At 44.7% G+C, this 26,023-nt stretch carries 21 protein-coding genes and 1 pseudogene; 13 read left to right on the top strand and 9 right to left on the bottom strand.

The features are described 5' to 3' along the window. The first annotated feature begins 108 nt into the window (after nucleotides 1-108). The 4 genes from L9Q40_RS18840 (at nucleotide 109) to dapD (ending at nucleotide 4,853) form a co-directional block, all read left to right on the top strand. Nucleotides 109-1,014: a LysR substrate-binding domain-containing protein gene (locus tag L9Q40_RS18840; RefSeq protein ID WP_498794214.1), complete on the top strand. Its 906-nt coding sequence runs from the start codon at nucleotides 109-111 to the stop codon at nucleotides 1,012-1,014. A gap of 128 nt (nucleotides 1,015-1,142) precedes the next feature. Continuing rightward, nucleotides 1,143-1,439 carry a YebG family protein gene (locus L9Q40_RS18835; protein ID WP_014232820.1) on the top strand — a complete coding sequence of 99 codons (297 nt, stop codon included), beginning with the start codon at nucleotides 1,143-1,145 and terminating at the stop codon, nucleotides 1,437-1,439. A 328-nt stretch (nucleotides 1,440-1,767) separates the two neighbouring features. Further along, on the top strand, nucleotides 1,768-3,522 hold the full coding sequence (locus L9Q40_RS18830) for a YncE family protein (RefSeq protein ID WP_498794213.1): 1,755 nt from the start codon (nucleotides 1,768-1,770) through the stop codon (nucleotides 3,520-3,522). A 299-nt stretch (nucleotides 3,523-3,821) separates the two neighbouring features. Next, nucleotides 3,822-4,853: a 2,3,4,5-tetrahydropyridine-2,6-dicarboxylate N-succinyltransferase gene (dapD, locus tag L9Q40_RS18825; RefSeq protein WP_498794212.1), complete on the top strand. Its 1,032-nt coding sequence runs from the start codon at nucleotides 3,822-3,824 to the stop codon at nucleotides 4,851-4,853. Between the two features lie 67 nt (nucleotides 4,854-4,920). Here the strand turns inward: dapD and L9Q40_RS18820 are convergent. The 4 genes and pseudogenes from L9Q40_RS18820 to glpT form a co-directional block, all read right to left on the bottom strand. Next, a pseudogene (locus L9Q40_RS18820) lies at nucleotides 4,921-5,763 on the bottom strand (IS3 family transposase); the annotation flags it as partial. Then, nucleotides 5,760-6,269 carry a helix-turn-helix domain-containing protein gene (locus tag L9Q40_RS18815; RefSeq protein WP_498791700.1) on the bottom strand — a complete coding sequence of 170 codons (510 nt, stop codon included), beginning with the start codon at nucleotides 6,267-6,269 and terminating at the stop codon, nucleotides 5,760-5,762. The gene L9Q40_RS18815 and the pseudogene L9Q40_RS18820, both read right to left, overlap by 4 nt. 90 nt (nucleotides 6,270-6,359) lie before the next feature. Then, the gene (gene glpQ / locus L9Q40_RS18810) at nucleotides 6,360-7,415 is read right to left on the bottom strand and encodes a glycerophosphodiester phosphodiesterase (RefSeq protein ID WP_498794211.1); all 1,056 of its coding nucleotides are present in this window, start codon (nucleotides 7,413-7,415) and stop codon (nucleotides 6,360-6,362) included. A gap of 56 nt (nucleotides 7,416-7,471) precedes the next feature. Next, the gene (gene glpT, locus L9Q40_RS18805) at nucleotides 7,472-8,836 is read right to left on the bottom strand and encodes a glycerol-3-phosphate transporter (RefSeq protein WP_020334317.1); all 1,365 of its coding nucleotides are present in this window, start codon (nucleotides 8,834-8,836) and stop codon (nucleotides 7,472-7,474) included. 750 nt (nucleotides 8,837-9,586) lie between these two features. Here glpT and L9Q40_RS18800 point away from each other — a divergent pair. From L9Q40_RS18800 to L9Q40_RS18780, 5 genes are all read left to right on the top strand, one after another. After that, nucleotides 9,587-10,438 (top strand): MIP/aquaporin family protein, encoded by an 852-nt coding sequence (locus L9Q40_RS18800; protein WP_065297295.1) that lies wholly within the window; start codon nucleotides 9,587-9,589, stop codon nucleotides 10,436-10,438. 59 nt (nucleotides 10,439-10,497) lie between these two features. Continuing rightward, nucleotides 10,498-12,015, top strand: coding sequence for a glycerol kinase GlpK (gene glpK, locus L9Q40_RS18795; RefSeq protein WP_014232826.1), 1,518 nt, complete (start codon nucleotides 10,498-10,500; stop codon nucleotides 12,013-12,015). Between the two features lie 179 nt (nucleotides 12,016-12,194). Further along, nucleotides 12,195-12,989, top strand: coding sequence for a DeoR/GlpR family transcriptional regulator (locus L9Q40_RS18790; protein ID WP_014232827.1), 795 nt, complete (start codon nucleotides 12,195-12,197; stop codon nucleotides 12,987-12,989). A gap of 175 nt (nucleotides 12,990-13,164) precedes the next feature. Beyond that, the gene (gene glpD, locus L9Q40_RS18785) at nucleotides 13,165-14,724 is read left to right on the top strand and encodes a glycerol-3-phosphate dehydrogenase (protein ID WP_422831162.1); all 1,560 of its coding nucleotides are present in this window, start codon (nucleotides 13,165-13,167) and stop codon (nucleotides 14,722-14,724) included. A gap of 142 nt (nucleotides 14,725-14,866) precedes the next feature. Beyond that, nucleotides 14,867-15,814 (top strand): CorA family divalent cation transporter, encoded by a 948-nt coding sequence (locus tag L9Q40_RS18780; protein ID WP_014232829.1) that lies wholly within the window; start codon nucleotides 14,867-14,869, stop codon nucleotides 15,812-15,814. Nucleotides 15,815-15,870: 56 nt separating this feature from the next. Here the strand turns inward: L9Q40_RS18780 and L9Q40_RS18775 are convergent, their stop codons facing one another. Continuing rightward, a complete protein-coding gene (locus L9Q40_RS18775; RefSeq protein ID WP_498794210.1) occupies nucleotides 15,871-17,055 on the bottom strand; it encodes an NnrS family protein in 1,185 nt (394 codons plus the stop codon). A gap of 213 nt (nucleotides 17,056-17,268) precedes the next feature. Between L9Q40_RS18775 and L9Q40_RS18770 the strand changes: the two genes are divergently transcribed. Then, nucleotides 17,269-17,820: a gamma-glutamylcyclotransferase family protein gene (locus L9Q40_RS18770; RefSeq protein ID WP_065300131.1), complete on the top strand. Its 552-nt coding sequence runs from the start codon at nucleotides 17,269-17,271 to the stop codon at nucleotides 17,818-17,820. A 32-nt stretch (nucleotides 17,821-17,852) separates the two neighbouring features. On the opposite strand, the gene L9Q40_RS18765 is transcribed toward L9Q40_RS18770, so the two are convergent. Continuing rightward, nucleotides 17,853-18,449 (bottom strand): outer membrane beta-barrel protein, encoded by a 597-nt coding sequence (locus L9Q40_RS18765; protein WP_498794209.1) that lies wholly within the window; start codon nucleotides 18,447-18,449, stop codon nucleotides 17,853-17,855. 460 nt (nucleotides 18,450-18,909) lie between these two features. Here L9Q40_RS18765 and L9Q40_RS18760 point away from each other — a divergent pair, with 460 nt between their 5' ends. Beyond that, on the top strand, nucleotides 18,910-19,908 hold the full coding sequence (locus tag L9Q40_RS18760) for a substrate-binding domain-containing protein (RefSeq protein WP_268669058.1): 999 nt from the start codon (nucleotides 18,910-18,912) through the stop codon (nucleotides 19,906-19,908). A 646-nt stretch (nucleotides 19,909-20,554) separates the two neighbouring features. Next, nucleotides 20,555-21,547, top strand: coding sequence for a transcriptional regulator EbgR (gene ebgR / locus L9Q40_RS18755; RefSeq protein WP_498794208.1), 993 nt, complete (start codon nucleotides 20,555-20,557; stop codon nucleotides 21,545-21,547). Nucleotides 21,548-21,553: 6 nt separating this feature from the next. On the opposite strand, the gene L9Q40_RS18750 is transcribed toward ebgR, so the two are convergent. Then, nucleotides 21,554-22,471 carry a LysR family transcriptional regulator gene (locus L9Q40_RS18750; RefSeq protein ID WP_498794207.1) on the bottom strand — a complete coding sequence of 306 codons (918 nt, stop codon included), beginning with the start codon at nucleotides 22,469-22,471 and terminating at the stop codon, nucleotides 21,554-21,556. A 115-nt stretch (nucleotides 22,472-22,586) separates the two neighbouring features. Here L9Q40_RS18750 and chrA point away from each other — a divergent pair, with 115 nt between their 5' ends. Then, nucleotides 22,587-23,726 carry a chromate efflux transporter gene (gene chrA / locus L9Q40_RS18745; RefSeq protein ID WP_498794206.1) on the top strand — a complete coding sequence of 380 codons (1,140 nt, stop codon included), beginning with the start codon at nucleotides 22,587-22,589 and terminating at the stop codon, nucleotides 23,724-23,726. Between the two features lie 76 nt (nucleotides 23,727-23,802). Here the strand turns inward: chrA and L9Q40_RS18740 are convergent, their stop codons facing one another. Both L9Q40_RS18740 and L9Q40_RS18735 read right to left on the bottom strand, forming a co-directional pair. Further along, nucleotides 23,803-24,486 carry an OmpA family protein gene (locus tag L9Q40_RS18740; protein WP_498794205.1) on the bottom strand — a complete coding sequence of 228 codons (684 nt, stop codon included), beginning with the start codon at nucleotides 24,484-24,486 and terminating at the stop codon, nucleotides 23,803-23,805. A gap of 5 nt (nucleotides 24,487-24,491) precedes the next feature. Continuing rightward, nucleotides 24,492-26,021: a TadE/TadG family type IV pilus assembly protein gene (locus L9Q40_RS18735; RefSeq protein ID WP_498794204.1), complete on the bottom strand. Its 1,530-nt coding sequence runs from the start codon at nucleotides 26,019-26,021 to the stop codon at nucleotides 24,492-24,494. Nucleotides 26,022-26,023 lie beyond the last annotated feature (2 nt).

Genomic DNA, 26,023 nt, shown 5'->3' with positions numbered 1-26,023 from the left:
ACAACCTCTATCAGAGTCAGTCTCGATGTGGCTAATAATACGCTTGCACTTCGTTCCAAACTAACTAATTATTTAGAACATACGTTCAGGTTTACTAAACATAATTCTATGGCAAGTCATATTTCTCTTAAACAGCTCAAGGTATTTACCACCATCACTCAGCACAAAACGCTGACGGCCGCCTCTGAGAGCCTCTTCCTTTCTAAAGCGGCGGTAAGTATGGCGCTGTCTGAACTGGAAAAGCAGATCGGTCATCATCTGTTTGATCGGGTCAATAACCGATTAATTCTCAATCAAGAAGGGCAAAAGTTGCTTCCCTTAGCGGATGAGTTATTAAACCGTGCCAAAGATATTGAGAGCATTTTTGAAGGTGATCACGCCCTAACTGGGCAGTTACGCATTGGAGCGAGTGATACCATCGGCAATCAAGTCGCTCCTTTTCTCTTAAGCGCATTTCGTCAGCACACCAACCACCGTTCTCAAAGCCTGTTTATCTCAAACTCGGCGCAAATATGTGACAAATTAACTGACTACGAGCTGGATATCGCCCTGATCGAAGGCAAAACACTGCACCCCGAGCTTCAGTCGTCACAATTTAGTGAAGATGAGATGTGCGTGATCTGCTCGCCAGATTATCCCGCAGCGCACGAGGGTATGATGAATCTGGCAGAGCTGGAAAATAGCGAATGGATATTGCGCGAGGCAGGTTCTGGGTCACGTGAGTTCTTTTTACGTGTCATCGCACCTCGTCTAGAGCACTGGCACGAGGCATTTCAGCTCAATACCACTGAAGCACTCATCAACTCCGTATCTGCAGGTTTAGGGCTTGGCTGTTTGTCACGTTTATCAGCCGATCCGGCAATTCGCGAAGGCCGCGTAAAGGTTCTTGAAATGCCGCTGGATATGAAACGTCGGTTCTGGCTATTAGTGCACAAAGAAAAATATCAAAGTCCACTGCTAAAAACCTTTATCGAGTTTTGCCAGAGTTGGCAGTCTCCCGTAAATAATAAATAGTTCAATAGCTGGTCAGTTAGCTCTACTCGCTTCGCATTCTTAACTCACCAGGCTTTACTGCTCTAGACTTAGCTGGTTAAAAACTGTATAAAAAGCCAGTATCAATTCACCAAATTAGGGGACTAACCATGGCTGTAATAGTCAAGTACGTGGTAGAACGCAATGGAGAAGAGAAAATGACTTTTACCTCTAAAGCGGAAGCTGACGCATATGACAAAATGCTGGATATGGCGGACGAGCTATTCTCTCTGCTAGGTAAGAGTGAACTTCTTGAAGAGGAAGATAAGCAGGAAGATCTTGCCATGTTCCTTGCGCAAAACAAAGAAGAAGTGCTTTATGCTTTAGGTGCAAAACGTAGACCTGCACCAAAGAAAGCGAAGAAACTTGAAGCTGTTGAAGAAGACAAAAACGAAGACGCCGCATAAGATTGCCAAGCTTTTCAAAAAACGCCGCATATTGTGGCGTTTTTTTATGCCTGTTGACCGCAGATGAAACATGTAAACAAGGCCTCACTTGCTCTAAATTAAAATATTCAATACGCATTTAGTTTAGTAAAAACACCCACCCAAAACTTCTTTCCTAGGCTGAAATCATCCCTTTTAGTTGAGTAACTGCCATCCCAAACTGTGACATCCTGCCCATTAATTGATATGACTCGAAATTCGCACCAGCAGCCCTATTTGACGGTAACTAATTGTTGTTGCTCATGAATTAGCAGTACAAAATATCGACACTTTTCAGAGAGGTGAAATTATGTACAAATTTAGTTCTTTGGTTATTACGTTATTTTTGGTCGGCTGCGGAGGTGGTGGCAGTGGTGGTGATAGCAGCGGTAATATTCGCGTGTTCAGCCCACAGCCGACGGTCGATATTGTCGGTCATACGATGCTGCCATTAACCGCACATATCGAATTTGATTCAAAAGGAGTGACATCACAGCAGATCTATGTGGGTGTTGAGTCAGAAAGTCCTCTGGTGAAAAACGCTGAGATTGTGTTTACTTCAGATACTGGTGGGATACTAAAGATTGATCTAGAGCCTGGCTACAAAGCAGGCAATGGCACGACCCAACATCAGATTTCTATGCTGGCCTGCTTTGATGAGTATTGTAATAAGCACGTTCCTGGCTCACCAATAAAAACCACGATTAACTATAGTGTCGAGCTTAACGAACAAGCGATCCTGTTAGAAAACGAGATGATCCACTACCACGCGGCAACCAACGCTCTCGTGGATAATAATCTCAAGCAGCGCACCATCCGTCTTCGCGGTAACTATGGCGATCAGCTCAAGCTATCACGTTCAGACGGTGAAGTTCGGGTCAACCAGCTATCTCTGACACCAAAATCCTATGATGAATACGCTGCTTTAATTGACTTAAAGTTGCCACATAACCTCGCTGTTGGCGATTATAGTGGCGATTTAGAACTCAATGTATGTTACGACGAGCAGTGTGACTACCCTGTATCAGGTAGCCCACTTCAGGTGCCAATGGACTTTGTGATTGAAGCACCAACACAAGCCGCAAGTCACGCGCTGGCAGTGAGCGAGCGCTTGAAGTTCGGGTATGAGGTATTACAAGCGGCCTACGTTCCAGGCTTAAACCTGTTAGTGATGACTTCAGATTCACCAACTAATCAGTTGCATGTATATGATTTAGCAACGGGAAAGACACACAGCTTTAGCCTTTCTAACCAGCCTGTTTCTCTGACTGTTGATACTCTTGCCAAACAAGGGCGCGTTGTTGTCGCGACGGAATATCAAGCTGAAGTATTTGATTTTAATTCCGCAGATTTAGCGACGCCAACCCGCCAACAGATCTCGACGAGTTATAATTCTCCAAGCATTGCAGTGCGTCGTGATGATCTATTCGCTGCGGGTTCAAACCTAGAAGTGATCGATATTTCCACGAAAAGCAGTGAGATCTCTGAAGGAGTCTATTGGTATTCCCCCGATATTAAACTAGGTAGTAACGGGGACGTATTGTTAGGCTTAGAAGCCAATCTTTCGCCACAAAGTTTTACTGGCGTATTCGTTGAGTCAGGGCAATGGAACTTGCAGAACACCGAAGATGAGTATCATGGAGACCATTCGCATGGAGGGGTATTCTGGTTTGATAAAGCAGGTGAATACTATATCGACGGCAACGGCAACTACTATACGCTAAAAGATGGCACTCACTTAGATCTGAAGTGGGCTGGTCAACTTCCGTTATCTGAATTGAGTGGCACGTACAAACCATCCATCACTGCGTTTATTGATACAGGCAGCGAATATGTTATTGCTGAAGGTGAGCAAAGTCGCCAGCTCCGTGTTATTGACAAAGCGAGCAACACGGTAATTGAGACTTTTTCTGCAACTAATCGTGAAGGCTCATGGGGGACAGGTGAAGAGCATATTCAGTTTGCCTTTGTCGCTGATGGCGGAGAAATCTACATGATTAAATCACTGAATGACTACACGACTAGTTGGGAATATGCACAACCTGAACTGGTCAGGGTTAAGTAATTCCCATCTTCTGGATGGATAATATCCGAGTAACTTGTTAGTTCACAAAGCCAAGTCTTTTTGACTTGGCTTGTTTCATTTCAGAGCCTTGGACTTCTTATTGTTCAAGCGAGATGCTGCGTTTAGGTTACATTTCTCATCAGACAGACATATCTCTTAAAAGACAAAAGGTATCCATCTACGGACTTTCTGTATTTCACCTCTTTAAACTCCCCAACAGTGTCTTTATGATGACTATCAACTTATTTAGATTCTTGTCAGCGAACGACGAGACCAGACTCAACAGACGGAGATCAACTATGGCTTTCTTTTCTCTAGCCTTTGGTACGGCAACTAAAAACCGTGACGGTAAAATCATCGAAGCGTTTTTTCCTAACCCAGTTCTTAACCCAAGCGACGAGCTAGTAAACGCGCTAGCGGCGGTAGCGGGATACGAGCAAGGCAACCAAGCTATCGAGATCTCTGCAGCACAAAGCGCAGAACTTGCAGCAGCTTTCGAAGCAAACGGCGATGCTGCAAACGCATCTTTCGCAACTAAAGCAGCAGAATCTGCACAACCACTTGTTTTGGTTATCCTAGCTTCTGACGAGCAGCCACAATCTGTTGCTGAAGGTTTCCTAAAGCTACAACTTATCTCTAACCGTCTGGTTAAGCCACACGGCACCGTTCTGGATGGCATCTTCGGTCTGCTACACAACATCGCATGGACAAACGAAGGCCCAATCGACCTGCCTGAACTGGCAGATCGTCAAATCGAAGCTCGTCTGGCTGGCCGCACGCTAAGCGTAGATTGTGTCGACAAGTTCCCTAAAATGGTGGACTACGTGGTACCAACTGGTATTCGTATCGCTGACACATCTCGTGTACGTCTTGGCGCACACGTGGGTGAAGGTACAACAGTTATGCACGAAGGTTTCATCAACTTCAACGCAGGTACAACAGGCGTGAGCATGGTTGAAGGCCGTATTTCTGCTGGCGTTCTGGTTGGTAACGGTTCAGACATCGGTGGTGGCGCATCTATCATGGGTACGCTATCAGGTGGCGGTACTGTGGTTGTTTCTATTGGTGAAAACTCACTACTAGGCGCGAACGCGGGTCTTGGCTTCCCACTGGGCGACCGTTGTACTCTTGAGTCAGGCCTGTACGTAACTGCTGGTACTAAAGTTCGTATGCTGGATAAAGAAGGTAACGAAGTAGAAATCGTTAAAGCTCGCGACCTTGCTGGCGTATCTGACCTGCTATTCCGTCGTAACTCTCAAACAGGTCAGGTTGAGTGTCTTGCAAACAAGAGCGCGGTTGAACTGAACAGCGAACTGCACTCAAACAACTAATTTTCTGAATTAGAATAAAAAATCCCCCAGCCGGAATGAAGTGACCCCATAAAGTTGGACATTTCTGTTAAGCGGCTTGCAAGGCCTGATTTCGATACTCTATCGGAGTCAGGCCTTTTAATTTCACTTTAATTCGTTTGGTATTGTAATACTCGATGTATTCGTCAATATGAGCGATCAGGTCATCAGCATCTTCAAAGTGCTGGTTATGGTACATTTCTGTTTTCAGTAAGGCAAAGAAGTTCTCCGCAACTGCATTGTCTAGACAGTTTCCTTTCCGCGACATGCTCTGTGTTAAGCAACTTTCAGATAGCTTTTTCTGATATTTCTTATGCCTATATTGCCACCCTTGATCGCTATGAACGATTGGCTTAGCGCCTTCGCCTAAAGTCGCAACCGCGTCTGTCAACATTTCAGTGACCAGAGGTAGACGCCCATTTTTTGCGACCTTATAAGCCACAACTTCCTGTGTGAACAGATCAACGATTGGTGATAGATAGACTTTCTGCTGTTTAACTTTAAACTCAGTGACATCAGTTACCCACTTCTCATCTGGCTTCGTCGCTTTAAAGTCTCGTTCAAGAACATTGGGGGCCACAGTTCCCACTTCTCCTTTGTAAGAGCGGTACCGTTTGGGTCTGACGGTAGACTTCAAGCCTAGTTGACCCATGAGCCGTTGAACCGTTTTGTGGTTAAGCATAACGCCCTGTCTTCGTAGCTCTAAGTGAATACGACGATACCCATATCTGCCTTTATGCTCATGGTAAATTTGCTCTATTAGACTCTTTTCATCTTGATACTGTTCGGCGTCGTTATTTGGCTTCGCATGATAATAGAAAATACTTCTCGCTAACTTTAAGGCATGCAAAAGGTGTTTTAGTGGATAACAGCTTTTAAGAGCTAGAGCTACGTTCGCTTTTTCTTTGTTCGGCGAGGCTTTTCCTGCTCCAGCTCTTCTAACTTTTTTAGAACGGCATTCTCGGCGCGTAAGTAGGCTAACTCCTCTTTTAGCTCCTCCAGCGTTTTTTCATCATCACTTTTTTGCTGGATAAAAGGGTGCTTACTCATTGGTGATCGTCCTCTACTACGTTCAAGCCCCTGAATGCCATATTGTTTGTACTGTTTAAGCCAAACGGAGAGTGTTCCAGAGGAGGAGAAATTTAATACCGCACTAGTGTGGTTGATAGACCAGCCATTCGTCCACATTTTTTTTAACGCTTGGAGCTTGGTTTGAGCATTTTTAGCGAAATCATGAGGCTTAAATGAATCAGCACCATGAATCTCAAACACTTTTCCCCAGTAACGTATTATGCGTGGTGCAATGGAGTAAGTTTGAGAAAGTTCGTAAGATGAACACTCACCCAGTAAATATTGTTTGGCGACCGCACACTTAAATGCTCGGCTATATTTGGACATAAAGAGACCCCCAATAATTGGTGTCCAACTATTGGGGGTCAGTTCAGAAACGGTTGGGGGATTTTTGTTTCTGTTACTTTGCGATATCCGTTACTTATTCAAGAAACTTACCGCTTTGTCTGGAAAATCTGTAAACAAACCATCGACTTTCACCTGATTGTAGAAGACATCCATCATGCCTTCGAAGCTATCGGTGTAAGCAGGAATACGACCAGGATCGGCACGGAAAGTATAAGGATGCACTTGTAAACCGGCATCTTTTGCTGCTTTCATCAGTGGTTTGATAATGATGTTATCTTGGGTTGATTTATCATCCACCAGCATCGGTTTCCAAGGGCCAATCCCCTCTGCATAACCGGCGACTTTCTTCATACCACCCGCCTCGAACATCCAATCGTAGTCATATGGTGTTGCAGTATCGCCCTGGTAGACCATAGTTTCATTCCAGTCGGTGTAGGCCATCAGCTGAACAAGCTTTAGATCCATCCCCATTTCTGGCATCAAATCACTGTTGATACGTTGAAGTTCGTTGGCGTCAAAACACTGCAGATACACGTTGTCGTCTTGCGAATCATAGCCATACTGTTTCAAAACTTTCAGAACCGCTTTAGAAATGTCTTTTCCTTCATGACGGTGGAACCAAGGTGCTTTGATTTCCGGGTAGATACCGATGTCGTAACCCAAAGTTTTGTTTAGCCCCTGAATTAACTCGATTTCTTCAGCAAACGTAGGGACAGTAAAATCAGATTTCCACATTGGGAATCGAGTTGGATACCCTGCAACCTTATTACCGTTGTCATCGATATTGAACCCTTCTGTCACTCGCAACGATTTTATTTCTGCCAAAGTAAAGTCAATCGCGTAGTAACGGCCATCTTTACGTGCGCGATCGGGAAAACGCTCTGCAACATCGGTAACTCGGTCTAGGTAATGGTCATGCAATACTACCAACTGATCATCTTTGGTCATCACGACATCTTGTTCGATGTAATCTGGTTTCATGGCATAAGCAAGCGCTTTGGCTTCTAACGTATGCTCTGGTAGATAACCGGAGGCGCCTCGGTGAGCAATCACTAGTGGTTTGGCAATCGCTCCGGCCGATAAGCTCAGAGCTAAGAATGTTAGACATACTGACGTTGTTTTCATTGATATTTCCTTGATAAAGCGAAGAGGCAGTATTCCACTGCCTCTTTAAATAAATATTACGCTACTGCTTCCTTTTCGCGCGCTTTCTGATCGTGATGTGCGCGTTCGCCTAAAAATGCATAGGTCAAACACACAATAGAAGTGATACATGAGCCGATTAGGATGATAAAACCGCCATCCCAACCAAAGTGGTCAACCGTGTAACCAAGAATGGCGTTTGCTGCCACGGCACCACCTAAGTAACCGAACAATCCTGTCAGACCCGCCGCTGTACCTGCTGCTTTCTTCGGCGCTAGCTCAAGAGCGTACAAACCAATCAACATGACAGGGCCATAAATCAAGAAGCCAATCGCGATCAGCGCCAGCATGTCTACCGTCGGATTGCCTGCTGGATTGAACCAGTAAACCAAAACCGCAACAGTCACAAGAGCCATAAACAGAATACCCGCAGGAGCACGACGACCTTTGAATATCTTGTCAGAAATCCAACCACACAATAGCGTGCCAGGGATACCCGCCCACTCATACAGGAAGTAAGCCCACGACGATTTATCGACCGAGAAATCCTTCGCTTCTTTTAGGTATACCGGTGCCCAGTCCAACACGCCGTAGCGAATCAAATAAACAAACGCGTTGGCAATCGCAATCGACCACAACAGCTTGTTGTTGAACACATACTTGAAGAAAATTTCCTTCGCCGTCATTTCCTGTTCGTGAGATTTATCGTAATCATCTGGGTAGTCATCTTTGTACTCTTCAATCGAAGGAAGACCACAAGATTGAGGAGTATCTCGAACCGTCATCCAGATAAAGACTGCGACCAACGTGGCAAAAAAAGCAGGAACGTAAAATGCGGTACGCCAGTCGTCGTTAAAAGCCCAAAGACCAAGGATGAATAGTGGCCCGATCAAACCGCCACCCACGTTATGGGCAACGTTCCAAACCGAAACAATCTCACCACGCTCTTTGCGTGACCACCAGTGAACCATGGTTCGCCCACAAGCTGGCCATCCCATACCTTGGAACCAACCGTTTAAAAACAGCAGAATAAACATCGCGGTTACACTGCCCGTCGCCCACGGCATAAAACCAAAGCAGAACATGACAAGCGCAGACATCAACAAACCGCCACTGAGGAAGTAACGAGGGTTAGAACGGTCAGAAACACTGCCCATCAGGAACTTAGACAGTCCATATGCGATAGATACGGCCGCAAGCGCAACCCCGAGATCACCACGGCTAAAGCCCTGTTCAATTAGGTACGGCATCGCCAAACTAAAGTTTTTTCGGACCAGATAATAGCCCGCATAGCCGACAAAAATACCAATGAAAAGTTGCCAACGTAGACGAGAGTAGGTGCTATCAATACTGTCCGGGGATAGACGATCGATGTGCGCCTTAGGTTTGAATATTCCAAACATAGGAACCTCATTATTTATAATGCGATGGTAAGAAACCCAAAAACAAAAACGAAACAAAACAAACATTCGTTCGAAACTCATCGCATTGTATGAAGTTAAAACTCTATTTCTGTGACAAATGTTGCATAAGAATTGAATTGTAGTAAATACAGTTAATTAGAATTCATTAGTTAGAACTTCGTTCAACTTTACGCATATTTCGTTAATGTTGTGGATGTTTGCAAAAGAGCATTCTCTCACCAAATCGCGAAATTAATCCGACGAACACAAAGTGACTAACGTGATAAGCACCTTCCCAATGGCGCAGCATAAATTAGACGCGACTTTAAACAAAACTGGGCTTCTGCGAGCACGCATCCCGGTCCAAAACGGGAATGTCGTTTATTTCCCCCCCTTTAATAGAGCCCGTATAACTCCTTATAAGATCTAACTATTTAGGGTTAATTATTATGCTAAACCAGTGCAACAAATCACCTTTCACGCAGCAGCCTCACAAAACTCCTCTTACCAGTTTCCCATTGCTGTACGCATCGGTAACATGAATGAAGCATCACACCTTAAACTTAAAAAAATGATGAACGGTAAGTTTCTTTTATGATTAAAAGATGCGCTATTTAACAAAATTTAAGAGTTTGATTAACATTTTTATGCTCAAACGCTCAAATTCAACGCTCGTTTGTTTTCGAAAGATTATTTATATGCACAATACTACCGTGCTAGATAAGCAAAATTAACTAAAGGACTCTTACCATGACAACCAACAAACACCCTTCTCTGTTCGGAGAATGTTTGGCCGAATTTATCGGTACAGGATTACTTATATTCTTCGGCGTTGGCTGCGTCGCAGCCCTAGTGTTAACTGGCGCATCTTTTGGACAGTGGGAAATCAGCATAGTGTGGGGCTTAGGTGTGACCATCGCTATTTACTGTACAGCCGGCGTTTCAGGTGCTCACATTAACCCAGCGGTGACCATTGCTCTTGCCATGTTCCATGGCTTCGATAAAGCAAAAGTATTGCCATACATCATCGCTCAATTACTTGGCGCGTTTTGTTCCGCAGCTTTGGTCTACAGCTTGTACGCCAACCTCTTTACTGATTATGAAATCGCACACAATTTCGTTCGTAGTAGCCAAGAGGCCTTAGCAACAGCGGGAATTTTCTCTACCTACCCAAATGCTTCTCTTTCTTTCATGGGAGCTTTTGCTGTCGAATTCGTTATTACTGCGGTATTGATGTTTGCGATTCTTGCGCTGGGTGATGAAAGCAACGGTGCGTCTCGCGGCGCAATGAACCCACTATTGATTGGTATTCTTATTGCTGTTATTGGTGGTTCACTTGGTCCACTAACCGGCTTTGCAATGAACCCCGCTCGTGACTTTGGACCAAAACTGTTCGCCTACTTTGCTGGCTGGGATTATGCGCTGACTGGCGCGAAAGATATCCCTTACTTTATTGTCCCAATTCTCGCCCCAATCGCAGGTGCATGCTTTGGTGGTTGGCTATATCCAAAAGCGATTGCAGCATATCTTCCACAGCAAGGCCACGGCTGTACGATCCCGAATCAGTGTGACACAGAAGAAACAGAACAAGCTCGCGCTTAAAACCGACATAACCCGAACATTTACTAAAATATAAATAACGAAATAAAAGGATTCTTACCATGACTGAGCAAAAATACATTGTTGCCCTAGACCAAGGTACGACAAGCTCTCGCGCAGTAATTCTTGATCACGACGCGAATATCGTCAGCGTCGCTCAGCGCGAATTTACTCAGATTTATCCGCAAGCAGGTTGGGTTGAGCACGATCCAATGGAAATCTGGGCAACACAAAGTTCAACCTTAGTTGAAGCTTTAGCTAAGTCAGGCATCCGCAGCGATCAATTAGCGGCTATTGGCATCACAAACCAACGTGAAACGACAATCGTCTGGAACAAAGAAACAGGCAAACCGGTTTACAACGCTATCGTCTGGCAATGTCGACGCACCGCAGAAATTTGCGAAGACTTAAAACGCCGCGGCTTAGAAGACTACGTACGTGACAACACAGGCTTAGTGCTTGACCCTTACTTCTCTGGTACCAAAGTGAAGTGGATTCTTGATAACGTCGAAGGTGCCCGCGAAGATGCCGAAGCAGGAAAACTGTTATTTGGTACGGTTGATACCTGGCTGGTGTGGAAAATGACACAAGGCCGTGTGCACGTAACGGATTACACCAACGCTTCACGTACGATGCTATTTAATATCAATGACCTATGTTGGGACCAAAAGCTGTTGGATGAGTTGGGTATTCCGGCGTCAATGATGCCTGAAGTAAAGCGTTCATCTGAAATCTATGGCAAAACCAACATTGGTGGTAAAGGTGGTACACGTATTCCTATTGCTGGTATTGCTGGTGACCAACAAGCTGCGCTATACGGCCAGATGTGTGTTGAAGCGGGTCAGGCAAAGAACACCTACGGTACAGGTTGCTTCTTGTTGATGAATACTGGTCAGGAAAAAGTGACGTCTACACACGGCCTGCTGACGACACTGGCATGTGGCCCGAAAGGTGAACCGGCATACGCACTAGAAGGCGCGGTGTTTATGGGCGGTGCGTCTATCCAGTGGTTGCGTGACGAGCTTAAGATTCTTAATGGCGCAGAAGACTCTGAATACTTCGCAACAAAAGTAGACACATCCAATGGTGTGTACGTCGTACCAGCCTTTACTGGCCTTGGCGCACCATACTGGGATGCGTACGCACGAGGAACCATTGTTGGCTTAACTCGAGGCGTTAACTCAAACCATATTATTCGTGCAACTTTGGAAGGCATCGCTTACCAAACCCGTGACGTATTGGATGCAATGCAAGCCGACTCTGGAATCCAGTTGGCTAACCTAAGAGTTGACGGCGGCGCAGTAGCAAACAACTTCTTGATGCAATTCCAGTCTGACGTGCTAAATACGCAAGTACTTCGCCCTGAAGTCACTGAAGTAACCGCTCTGGGTGCAGCTTACCTGGCAGGCTTGGCGGTAGGATATTGGGATAGCCTCGATGAACTGCAAGGTAAAGCGGTAATTGATCGTACATTTGAACCTCATGATGATGAAGAGAAACGTAATCGTCGCTACAAAGGCTGGAAGCGTGCAGTGAAATGTGCTCAAACCTGGTCAGAACTTCACGACGAAGACGATTAATCCTCTAGCAACACGAACAAAGAGCGCCATTCGAGCGCTCTTTTTGCGTCTTATCCCCGATTCCTTGATCGCTTTACTTCTCACAACGCGCAAATTCGAGCACAATATCTCCAAATTACTCAATATATTTCGAATGTTAAGCATTGGGAGCTAGCTACCCGTGCACAATGGAGTCGTAAGTGAAGCAAATACCTAGACACCAGCAGATTGTCGAGTTGGTAAAAAAACAAGGCTATGTCAGCACGGATGAGTTGGTCGAACGATTCAATGTCAGCCCACAAACCATCCGACGCGATCTCAATGAACTCGCCGACGATAACAGAATTCGTCGCTATCACGGTGGCGCCACCATCCCTCTCAGCTCGGAAAATACCTCTTACAACACGCGTAAGGCACTTAACTTCAACGAAAAAGATGTGATTGCAGAAGAGGTGGTCAAACACATACCTGATGGCGCGACGCTCTTTATCGATATCGGAACGACGCCGGAAGCCGTTGCACGTGCACTCAATAAAAACCACAAACAACTTCGAGTGGTCACTAACAACATCAACGTTGCGACCATTCTTTACCCTAACCCAGAAATCAAAGTGATACTGGCTGGCGGCGAAGTTCGTAACCGCGATGGTGGTATTGTCGGTGAAGCCACTCTGGACTTCGTAAAACAATTCCGCCTCGATTTCGGTATTCTCGGAATCAGTGGTATTGATTTCGATGGTTCACTGCTGGACTTCGATTACCATGAAGTACGAGTAAAGCAGGTTATCATCGATAACAGTCGCAGCGTATTTCTGGCCGTAGACCACACTAAGTTTGGCCGTAATGCGATGGTGAAACTGGGTAATATCGCTCAGTTAAACATGATATTTACCAATAAGCAGCCACCTGAAGAAATTCTGTCTATTTTAAAAGAAGCCTCCATCCCTCTTGAAGTTGTCGACGCAAACGGGGCGACAGACGAAGAAAATAAATAATTCGCTCAAACTTGAACCTTTAAATGACCTCTGCCTTACTTAGACAGAGGTTTTTTTGTGCCCAAATCACACAAAACGCTCAAAAACGAAAATAACAGATGACCACAAACGAAACCTAAGATAGGATTAAACCATGTTCTAAAATGCTCGTTCGCTCACCAAAGAGGTCAAATTTATGAGTATACAAAAAAATGCTTCCACAACTGACTCATCCACTCCTTTAGACTTGATCATTATCGGTGGCGGCATTAACGGGGCTGGTATCGCTGCTGATGCTGCAGGCCGTGGATTAAGTGTTGGTTTGTATGAAGCTAACGACTTTGCATCTGCAACCTCTTCAGCAAGCTCCAAACTTATTCATGGTGGATTACGCTACCTTGAACACTACGAGTTTCGTTTAGTTTCGGAAGCGCTCGCAGAACGTGAAGTAATCCTTCGCAAAGCACCTCATGTTGCGTTACCTATGCGTTTCCGTTTACCTCATCGTCCATTTTTACGTCCAGCGTGGATGATCCGCTGTGGTTTGTTCCTTTACGATAACTTAGGTAAACGTACTACGCTCCCAGGCAGCAAGACCGTTAATCTGGCAAAGTCTGGCTTATTAAAACCAGAGATAAAAACAGGTTTCGAATACTCCGACTGCTGGGTAGATGATGCTCGCTTAGTTCTACTTAACGTTCTCGCAGCACGTGAAAACCATGCAGAAGTTCGTAACTACTGCCGGGTAGAAAAAGCGCATCGCGAAAGCGGCATCTGGCATGTCACAATCCACGACACAATGACGGATCAACGTTTTGAACGTAAAGCGAAAGCACTGGTTAACGCTGCGGGACCGTGGGTAAAACAGTTCTTTGATGAAGGACTAGAGCAAGCTTCTCCACGTAATATTCGTTTGATCAAAGGTTCGCACATTGTTGTTCCTCGAATCCACAACGAACCTCAGGCTTATATTCTGCAAAACAAAGATAACCGCATCGTGTTTATGATCCCGTATTTGGATAAGTTCTCGATCGTCGGTACCACAGATGTCGAATACAAAGGCGACCCACGAGAAGTTGCGATCTCTGATGACGAAGTCGATTATCTGATCGACATTGTTAATCAACACTTCGTCCACCAGCTATCGCGCGAAGATGTGGTGTGGACATACAGCGGTGTGCGCCCACTGTGCGATGATGAGTCAGACTCGCCACAGGCGATCACGCGAGACTACACGCTAGAGCTAGATGCAGAATTCGATCAGGCTCCATTACTTTCGGTTTTCGGCGGTAAACTAACGACTTACCGCAAACTGGGGGAAGCGGCGATGAAAAAGCTGGCGCCATTCCTGCCACAAATGGGCGGTAACTGGACAGCAAACCAAGCTCTGCCGGGCGGTAACTTCAGCTGTAGTCGCGAACAACTGGCGAAACAGATCCACGCCAAGTACGCCTGGGCACCAAAAGCGCTTATTCTGCGTTACGTTACTCAGTTTGGAACACAAACGTGGGAGCTAATGAAGGGAGCGACAAGTGAAGCCGATTTAGGCCAAGCCTTCTCTACACAAGCCGGTGGCGTATATCAGCGTGAAATTGACTACTTGATGAACCATGAAATGGCCCTGACTGACGAAGACATTTTATGGCGTCGTACCAAGCTCGGGCTCTACATGAGCGACGAAGAAAAGCTATCTCTTGCAGAATACTTAAAAGAAAAGTTACAACAGAAAGTCGTGAACCTCTCACAAGTGGGCTAATGACTCCAATCCCGTGACCAAGCCTGCTTCGTGCAGGCTTTGTTGTTTTAGCGCTTTCGGAAATTTTTCGTAGACTTTTCGCTAAAAATGCAATCATACTCATTCAATAGACTGCAAGTAATCTCATGATAAGGAAAAGAATATGGGGTTTATGATTGAGCATTGGGATTTTTCAACGCCAATAGCAACTCAAGAAGCAACGACATCACAAGAAATCAAAGCGAAACATTGGTACCACTGCGAAAGACTTCATCCAGATATTCGTGGCTGGCTGGAGCACAATCAAGTGCCTAAAGCGACCGTCGATCATTTACTCGCCGATGAAAGTCGCCCCTCTTTTCACCCTCTGGACGACGAAAACTTCATGTTGATTCTGCGTGGCATCAATATGAATGAGAATGCGTCTCCAGAAGATATGCTTAGTATTCGGATTTTATATTTCCAGGGTGCGTTGATTTCAACACGGAAAATCCCTTCGCGTGCGATTATGGAAATCCGCCAGGCCTTGGCTGAACAGAAGGGACCAAAGAGTTTGGCAAGCCTGCTTAATCAAATCATCGAAGGCTTAAACGGGAAGATTGATCTTTATCTGGATACGATTGAAGAAACTCTTAATCATTTCGACGTGAACGATGAGTCCACCTATAAGCATATCTCCGCTCAAAAGGCGCTTATTTCTATCAAACGCTTTATACGTCCGCAGCAATATGCGATCCGTGATTTGCTTGAATCAAGCTCTGATCTGGTGGTTTCCAGGCCCCACCAGTACCGATTTGCGCACAATAATATTACGCGCATAAACGAAACCATCGACTTTTATCTGGGCGAAGTGGCATTATTCCAGGAAGAGATCAAGCACAATCGCGATGAAAAAACCAATAAAAACAGTTATCTATTTACACTGGTTGCCACTATTTTCTTACCGACCAGTTTCTTAACCGGGCTATTGGGTATTAATATCGGCGGCATGCCTGGCGTGGACTCTGCAACCGCTTTTACTTGGTTCTGCGTAGCATTAATTATTATATTTGCTCTGGAGTGGCTGCTATTAAAACGCTTTGGGTTAACTAACAAAAGCGACGACGAGTAGTTTCGCGAAGAAACAATAAAGAGGAGATGTGCTCTCCTCTTTTTTACGCTGTAGCTTTATCCTGGATGACCGTCGGCACGCGGAGTAACCAGCATAAAACCAAATCGCCATACAAACATGCCAAATGCTAATATCCACAATCCGCCGCTGATATCTATCCACAACATCATTCTGGCAGGGTCGAAAATCACAGCAAAACTGCGAACCACAGCTGCGGCAATAACGGCAGCGAAGGCGATACTCATATTGGGTCCTTTGTAAATCATACGCCCCGTATGCCCCATGGTGACACGCGAAATCATCGCTAATATCAAACCGCCTAAAGCGCCTATCGCGAATAAGTGAATCAGGTTATGAGCCGCAAAGGCATCATCCCAAGCACCACGTAAGATCAAACTCAATGGCAAACACAAATACGCCGCATGCAGCGACCAAACGAGAGGCTCACTTAAGGTTAGCCATGGCTTCCAACGTAAGAAGCGAGCAAGTTGAGCTAAACCGGCAAACACCATTAAAGGTTGGCCAAGTTGAGAAAAAGTTACAGGGAAGAAGCTTAAGATAAACAACATCACCAAAGGAAGGTTTGCCAGCCAATCAAGCCATAACAATGGTTGCGCTTTTTCGAAATTAAAACGGCGGGCAGTAAAGAACGGAATGACCCGTGCACCCATTACTGACAATAACAAGGTAAACCACCACAGCATAGCGTGCCAAACCGCTGAAGAGGAAAATGGTGGCATGCCCTTCACCGTCGCGTAGCTGGCAAAGTTAGCAAAGATCGCCAATAAGAACAGCGGGACAAAAAACAGATTTCGCCACCCTTTAGAGCGGTATACTCGGATCCCTACTTCATAAGCGACAAACAATAAAAATAACGCTTCGATAGTACTCGTTAACCACAAAGGGATTGGCGTCCAGAGTAAAATTCTGGGCGCAAGCCACAAGGCAAAAATAGCCAACAGTGTGTAATGCTTGGTGCCATTTATTCCCGTCCAGTTTTGTACCGCGGTTAACACAAAGCCTGCGACGATCGCCATTGAGAAACCAAATAACATTTCATGCACATGCCACCAAAGAGTAGGAACGCGTAGTGCACTGGGCTGTCCGGTCTGGAATATCCACACCCACAAAGCAATCGCGACGATGGCATAGATAGCGCCAAATAGGAAAAACGGTCGAAACCCTAAACGCAGCCATGCAGGGATTTTTTCTTCCACTTTTTTATCGGTGATATTCAGCATTTTTTGGCCCTCAAGCTTGTTTCTATGCAGGTTGAATGATCGGATCATTCTTGCCAGCCCAGATATTTTCAGCGACAAAATGGATACTACCACAAACATACATTAAAAATACATGTTAATGGGAAGACTATACTTTGGGGGTAAAGTTTGTGCTTCTAAGAAGGGTTAGGTATAAAGAAAGGCGGTTCGCAATTAAGTAAGGGACGTAAACAGATGTACATATTCGGCTATGGCAGCTTGATTAATTCTGCCTCACGAAAGTTGACTGGACAAACAGGCGCAGCAATTCCAGTCATCGCACACGGATTAGTTCGTTATTGGGGCAAAATCGATGACAGCTACACCTTGTCCCCACTGGTCGTTAACGAAGGACAAGGACAGGTCAACGGCGTGTTACTTGAAGTCAATGATGAAGCTTTAGCAGAATTCGATCGTCGCGAACGTGGCTATCACCGTATTCAGCTTAGTCCCGATCAAATTGAAACAGACCAACCATTTAATCCCGATCACGCTATTTGGGTTTATGTGAAAGATGAGCCACTACCACCCTGCTCTAACAGCCCGATAATGCAAAGCTACGTTGATACCGTTTTGGCTGGTTGTCTGGAGGTTTCGCACTCTTTTGCCGAACACTTTGTTAGACATACCGTGGGTTGGCAACACGCGAAAGAGAATGATCGTCATCAACCGAAATACGGAAACCTCGCGGGTGTTCATGACCATCATTATGAGCTGATTGATGCGTTGATCGAAAAAGGAGCCTAAAGGCTCCTTTTTCGTATTCAGTTAGTTTTAGTTTAAAACTTGTAATCTACGCCAACATAAACGCTGTCGAAATCGAAATCGAGTTCGCCACCGCCTTCAACATCAATCGTTACTGAAGAAGCACGGTAACCGCCAGAAACAATAACACCTGAATCAAATTCATAGCCTACTTCAGCGCCGTAGTTAAAACCCACATCACTGCCGTCAGTTTTGCCATTTGCATCCAAAATGTTTGAAGCTACTTGGAAGTCAACACCAATTACACCAAGGCCAGCTAGCGCACCGATGTAAAAACCAGACTCAGAGAATTGGTACTTAGGTTTAGCATTCAAATTAAAAGCGTAACCATCAATAGAAACCTTTACCCAGTCACCCATGGAAGATTCTTTCTTCTCGAAGCTACCGTAGCTAACGTACTCAGCTTCCAAAGCCAGTTTGAAGTTGTCTGAGTATTGCACTTCGCTACCTAAAACGATGCCCAAACCCGTCACCGAATCATCAGAAGAGATCCCTTCAACTTCAAGATCAGAATTAAGAACATCAACACCAACATACCAGTTATCATTTGCTTGAACTGACGCTGACGCAACCACTGCACCTAGAACCAATAGTGGCATTACTTTTTTCATTATAATTTCCTATACCTTTCATACATTTAAACAGTTTTAAAAAGCGCAGGGATTATAATTACAGTGCAGCGCATTCATATTGATAGATAAATAAAATGCGACGCAATACATAAATATGATTGATAAAAATATTACCTATTTAAACGCACTTCCTAAACAAGCGTCGTGCCTTCAACAGTCAGTAACACGCGTTCAGATTGATCATGCATTTCTAAGATAACAATATGTATTCCGACGTCTCACTACTCACCTAGACAAAGTCTGAGTACGAGCTGTTTTCCATGATAAAACACGCTTTAAAACTTTAATAAAAGGTATAACGTTTACACTAACAGTAAACTTAATAAAAACAGGTGGTAAAGATCTCATTTCCAACTGCAAACTCTCTATTGAATTGAACTGATTACACTATGGGTGTTTAATACTTTCAGTCAAATGTTCTCGCCCATAAAGGTCAAATATGGCAACCATCAAAGATGTTGCAAAAGAAGCTGGTGTATCCGTTGCTACCGTCTCTCGCGTAATCAATAAATCGCCAAAAGCGAGCCAAAACTCCATTGATGCAGTAACACAAGCTATGAGTAAATTAGGCTACCGCCCTAATGCCGCGGCTCGAGCATTGGTAAGCCAGAGTACCAATACTATTGGTGTACTGGTAAGTGATGTATCCGATCCTTTTTTTGGTACGTTAGTAAAGTCCGTTGATAACGTTGCACGTGAAAATGGTAAGCACATCCTGATTGGCAATGGTTACCATAATGCAGACGATGAACGCCGCGCTCTAGATTTATTAGCGAACAGCCGATGCGACGCTCTTGTCATTCACGCCAAAGGGCTTTCTGACGAGGAACTCATCGCCTATGCCAAAGAAGTCAAAGGATTGGTATTGATCAATCGTCATATTCCCGAATTAGCCGAACGCTGCATTTCTCTCGATAACCGCAAAGGTGCCTTCTTAGCCACTGAATATTTGATTCGTCACGGACATCGTAAGATCGCCTGTATCGCCTCTTCTCATGACATCGAAGATACCGATGAGCGCTTACAAGGTTATCAAAGTGCACTAAAAGAACATGGTATTGAGCTGTCAAAAAGCTACGTCGAATATGGTGAGCCAAACAGTGATGGGGGCGAAGTAGCAATGACCAACCTGCTGACAAAGTCTCTCGAAATCACAGGAGTTGTGGCCTATAACGATTACATGGCTGCGGGCGCTTTAGCGACACTAGATCAAAACGGCATTGATGTGCCGCAACAAGTCTCTATGGTGGGATTTGATGACGGACTCATTGCTCGCTTTGTCCATCCAGGCTTAACTACCATCCGCTACCCTATTGAAATGATGGCAGAACGCGCTACTCGTTTAGCATTAGCACTTTCTCGTAACGAAAAAGTTGAAGATGAGACGATCATTTTTAGCCCTACGTTAGTTCGCAGAGATTCTGTAGCAAAAGTATAATTTAGCAACAACAGTTGACCGCACCTGATTAAGATCACAACTGCCTTAGTAAGAAAAAAGTGGGCTAACTACCATCCTAGATAAGTAGCTGTTCATCTCGTCTAGGACAATAATGATCAACGACTTAGTTAAGCTGGTAATCGCCCACCCAAAACGCTATCTATAAATTCAAACTAATAAACAGTTTGCTGCTAATAGCAACCCCCAGAGCTCAACACCCCACTGTTGAGCCCCCATTTCTGGTTAATTTGCTCTTCCCAACTACCCAATACTGTGTTTCCAAAGCCAGTTCATCGAGTACCGTTTTTTTAAACGGTGCGCTCTACATGACCATCAGCCCGACACGGGCATAGTTGAAAAAGAACAGGCTAAATTCTAGCAACCAATATCGACCGAAATCCGTGATCAACCTCTAATCATGTAAACGTTTCCATTTATTATTTAATTGATTAAGTTGATCAATTAAACACCGTTGATGAAAAACAAGGGGCTCTATATTGGGGAGAAAAGTCATTAAAGTAGATGGTCAAATGAAATGGAAAAAGAAAACAGTGCAGAAAATTTGTTTCTGCATAACCCACTGTTTAGAATAGCGGTATTACTGCTTTCTCATCGAGATCGCGCGTTGTGTCTACGGGAATGGTACATGGCAAAATTAAAAGACGTTGCAAGCGAGGCTGGTGTATCACTTGCGACGGTATCGCGTGTTTTAAATAATGATCCGACATTAAATGTAAAACAAGAAACCAAACGTCGGATCTTAGAGATTGCAGAAAAACTCGAATATCGCACCAAAAGTTCAAAAGGCTCGGCCGTAAAGAGCACCCAGCGGCATCATGTCTTAGCGCTTTATAATTACCGACAAGAACTCGAAAGTAGTGATCCTTACTACTTGTCGATTCGTCATGGCATTGAAAGCCAATGCGACAAGCTTGGTATTACCCTCACCAACTGCTACAACAATGAGTTGGAAGCCGATACGCAGAAAGTCACAGGTATCCTTCTTGTTGGCGACATAGAGCAAAAGATTATCAATAAGTTACCTAAGCGTTTAGAAAACTTCATTTGTCGCATCGATGTCTCTGAACAAGATAATCCCTATGATTGTGTTAGTGCCGATTTCGAGCGGATAAGTAAACAAGTCGTCGACTTTTATGCCAATCAGGACTATCAGAGAATTGGCTTTATAGGTGGTCAAAGCCACACAGCCTCGACTGATAGCCGAAAGAGTGCATTTGTCGAATACGCAAGCCTAAGAGGTTTAGTTTCAGAGTCAGATATCTATTACGGCGACGGTTCAAGCCAGTCCGGCTATGACTTAGGCACAAAGATGTTGGCTAAAGGAGATATTCCTACTGCCATATTTGTCACCTCAGACACGATTGCAATCGGGGTTTTACGCGCTATCCATGAGTGCGGACTGCACATTCCAAACGACATTGCTATGATCAGTATGAACGACATTCCAACCGCTAGTTTTACCTTCCCTCCACTATCAACGGTACGTATTCACTCTGAGATGATGGGAATTCAAGGAGTTAACTTATTGGTGGAAAGATATCGTGATGAGCGTAAGTTACCTCTTAAAGTTTATGTTCCTAGCGAGCTCATTTTACGTAACACGACTAAAATAGGGTAAACGTTATCACTGAGAAGTGATCGTTTCTGCTACCAACTTTCTCAACCAGATGCCTTTCTCATCATTTTCTCGACTGGTGTGCCATATCATAGAAATCTCAAAATCCGCCACTGACATAGGTGGTTGAATCGTTACTAAATCATCTGAAAAACCTTCAGACAGCGCCATCTTTTCCGGCACAATCGCTATGAGATCTCGCTGTTTAAGTAAGTGACGAATAGTAAGAAAGTTACGTGACGCCACGGTGACCTGGCGGCTCAAACCATACTCTGCGAGCTTTTGGTCTACTTGTGTCTTTAAGCTACCATCAGGACTGACTAATGCTTGCTTGATAGTGGCAAACTCACTGACAGATAACGCTGACTTACCATTCAACATCTTCTTATCACATAAACATACATGCTTCTCGGTATAGAGGTACAGGCTACAATAGTCCTCTTCAGGAGCAGGTATGCTACCAATCACAAGATCTAACTTATCCCGCTCAGTTCGTTGCATGTAATTACTTCGATCAACGTTAATAAAGCTAATTTTCGCGTCATGTGCTTGCCTGTGAATTTCATCATAGATAGCTGGCGCAAAAATGAATTCAGCGTAATCCGTTAAACCAATGCGACACACTCCTGAGTAACTCTGTGGCTGGAATTCAGATTTAGTCAGTAAGTCTTTCGTTATCGAGTCCAGAAGATTATGTACGATTGGAGCGATATTGTGAGCATGTTCTGTTGGTTCCATTTTGTGTCCTTTACGCTCGAATAGAGGATCATCAAAAAGTAACCGCAAACGGGATAAACTATGGCTCATCGCGGATTGGCTTACATAGCTGTGTTCAGCCGCTAAACTCACACTCCGGTAGCGATATAAGTAAGAAAATGTCACCAATAGATTCAGGTCGATATTGCGCCACTGGATTTCGTCTTTCACTTGAGCTTCAATCCCATTTTATTCATAGATTAAATTCAGAATATCAATTTGAGTCATTTTAAACCACTCGATAAATTATCAACATAAAAATTCTATTCAGATAAATAGGCTCAACATGTTGACCATTTTTAAAACTTTCTTCTGGCTAGGTTGGATTAGCTTCGGTGGGCCAGCTGCTCATATTGGCTATTTTCGGAAAACTTTCGTTGAAAAGCTCAAATGGCTGGATGATAACGAGTATGCCCAAATCGTTGCATTGAGCCAGTTCTTACCCGGTCCTGGATCTAGCCAGGTAGGATTTGCATTAGGATATAAGCGTGGTGGCTTAGGAGGGGCATGCGCAGCTTTTATCGGATTTACGCTGCCTTCGGTGCTTATCATGTTGGTATTAGCCATGGTGAGTAGCCAGGTCACCGATACGGCTCTGTTTCAAAACATCGTACACGGATTAAAACTACTGGCCGTTGTTGTGGTAGCGGATGCGACATGGGGAATGTACAAAAACTTTTGCCAAACAAAGTTGACGGCGGGATTGTGTGTCGCAACCGCCATCGCCCTTTTGCTTGTGCCGGGCGTGATGACTCAGATGCTGGTGTTGCTTATCGCGGGCATAATCGGCGTACGCTATTTAAAAACAAACTCTGATGAGCCCAAAGAAACATTTAAACCAAGTATTACGCCTTTGGTGATCTTTGCTGTATTGTTACTTGGCTTACCTCTCGTTGCCCATAAACTACCCATTTTAGGTGTGTTCAATGACTTCTTTCAGGCTGGGAGCCTAGTATTCGGCGGTGGCCATGTGGTGCTTCCCCTACTGGAAAATATCCTTGGAGATCAGCTCAGCCAAGACGCATTTTTAACCGGTTACGCCGCCGCCCAAGCCGTTCCCGGGCCGATGTTCACTTTCGCGACATACATCGGTTATGAGCTATCAGACACGCCGCTCCTTAGCGCATTAGTGGCAACACTTGGTATCTTTCTGCCTGGTTTCTTACTACTACTTGGGGTTTTAAAAAACTGGCAACAACTGGCATCGAAACCCGCAGTTTCCGGTGCAGTAAGTGGGGTAAATGCTTCCGTTGTTGGCTTGCTACTTGCAGCCCTTTACCAGCCGGTATTTACCAGTGCTGTTGTAACTCCGGTAGATATGGCGTTGGTTATTACTGGCTTCTATTTAGTTAACAAACTAAAGGTTTCGATACTGTGGATGATTTTGTTTTTTGTTGGGGCAGGTTTTATCAGTGGCGTAATGTAGACAAATAATTACCTCCAGGCAAACCACGGGCACAAAAAAATGAGTGCCCGATTGGTGTTGCGGACAGGAAAACCGTCTACTCCATTGCTTGAGGTTGCTCTTGCTCGTTAGCGGGAATGTACACATCGGCCCGGCGGTTTTTCGAACGTCCTTGAGAGGTTTCATTAGTTGCGATTGGCTCGGATTCACCAAACGACTTCAGCTCGGTGTTTTCCCGTTTCACGCCATATTTCACCAATTCACTGGCGGTACTTTTCGCACGGTCAAAACCAAGCCCTTGATTGTATGCCTCAGTACCGATCCAATCGGTATGCCCTTCAACTGTCACTCGGTAGTTGCTTAGTGCTAATTGACGGGCAACCCCACTTAATACCTCTCTGGCTAATGGCGTGAGATTAAAGCGGTCAAAAGCAAAGTGAACCCGGGCAATCAAACGACCTTTGTCTCCCACTTCACCGCTAAATTGCGCAATGCCTAAGTTAGAGATATAGGTTAGGCAATCGCTTGGGTTGGTCAAAAGTGAAGAATTCCTCATCAACGCCTGTTTTAGCTCAGGCTCATTACTGCTTTCAGTCACTTGCAAAAAACCGTTTCGGTGAGTGGCAACACCGGTCACTTCTCCGATTTCAATCGAGTGCGAGTATTCATAAAAAGCGGTCGCGCAATATTCTGTCACTTTTGAGCTTACATCGCTGGCATTGGCACTTAACGTTGTAAAACCGACCACCAGCATCCCTGTTATTACTCTTGTTTTGGTCATATTTTTCACCCATATAGTCTCGACACACCACTACCACGAGATCCTTTTTGAATTAACTCTTCGATTTTCTTAATAAAGTCTTCTGTTTCTGTCACATCAATGATGTCTTCATCCGGGTTCAACACACAGTCTTGGAAACCACTTTGCGCGGAAGCACTGAAATCCACCCCTATGACGCCGATATATAAATAGCCCTCAGCGGTTTCAAAATGCTCTCGAGCTTTATCGCACATGCCTTGATCGACAAGATTTGGCAAAATATTTGTAAATGGATATTCCTCACCATCGCTGATCACAATCAGTATTTTAAGGCGCTCGTTATATTGCTGAATATCATCTTCACCGCTGCCAGGGGCGGGGCGTCCACTTTCCATCACCTGAAAACCACGCAACATTCCTTGGTAAGCCGCGGTATAACCGCCTGATCTCATGCTTTGCATCTCTTCGAGTGTGCTTTTATCTGTCGTAAGCGGAATGGTATAAAAGCCATTCTGACCAGTACTGGTTAGCTGCCCACTGTAGAGTCGGTTATCGTTGGAATCAAAATGGAAAGTTAAATCAGAATCAGCAACTTTGTCGTTAAACATATCACTCACGGAGCTGGCATAATCGATATAAACCGGCACTTCCAGATAGTTATTACCTCCATTTCGATCCAACACATCAATGATTCGTCTTGCCTCTCTTCGTTTCGCCCTTTGTTCTTGCCTTCCACTCCCCGGACAGTCTCTCCGCCTTTCGACACAATCCTCTACATCCCTTTCTGAAAATCTTGCCCAATAAGACCAGTCCACTTGCTCGTATGACACTGACGAAATATCCGGATTTACATCATTTTTGTATCTGACCTGGCTGCTTGAATATAATCTGTCTTGTATTTTCTCTTGTACCCTAAGGTTAAAAGGCACAATCGCCACTCGGTTGAGCACCTCGGTTTCACCAGCTCTTGGCACTAAAATACGCTCAGAGATCTGCTGTACTGCCTCTTTTAGCAATGTAATTTTAACTTTGCTATCCCAATCCCAATTCATTGAAGTAGAGAAGTCGCTCACCAAAACCAAATCAATGATTTTGTCACCCAAATTGAACGGGTATTTAGCCGCGACTGCTTGCCCGGCCAGCTTCTCTTGTGCGTTAAATGACGGGATCAAGTTATTGGCAAACCAAGAGTTGTGCGTCGTTACCGCTTGCACCGAATACTGAATTTTCTCAGTATTGTCGTTCGCCTCGGTCGGCTCTTCATAGGTCCTAACGGTTTGAATATCGACATGAGAAATATCACGCACATAATCCTGGATGTATTTCGTCGCTAAGGCATCCGCTTGGTTTGCCTTGTCATCAATGGTAATGGCCAATGCGGCACTTTGCGCTGCGTCCCGTAAACGACTGGTCTCGTGGATATAACGTGTGCCTTCTACGGCAAAAAACGTAATTCCAAGGACAGGGACAAGACTGAGCGCAAACCAAATCGCCGCTACCCCTTTCTGCTTGCGTATAGACGTAGTTCTGAACGGTTGCTTGATAATGGAACTCATGA

Origin of the sequence: Allocatenococcus thiocycli (assembly GCF_921292965.1) — a bacterium.
Taxonomy (GTDB): Bacteria; Pseudomonadota; Gammaproteobacteria; order Enterobacterales; family Vibrionaceae; genus Vibrio; species Vibrio natriegens.
This window is presented reverse-complemented; position numbering and strand designations above follow the sequence as displayed.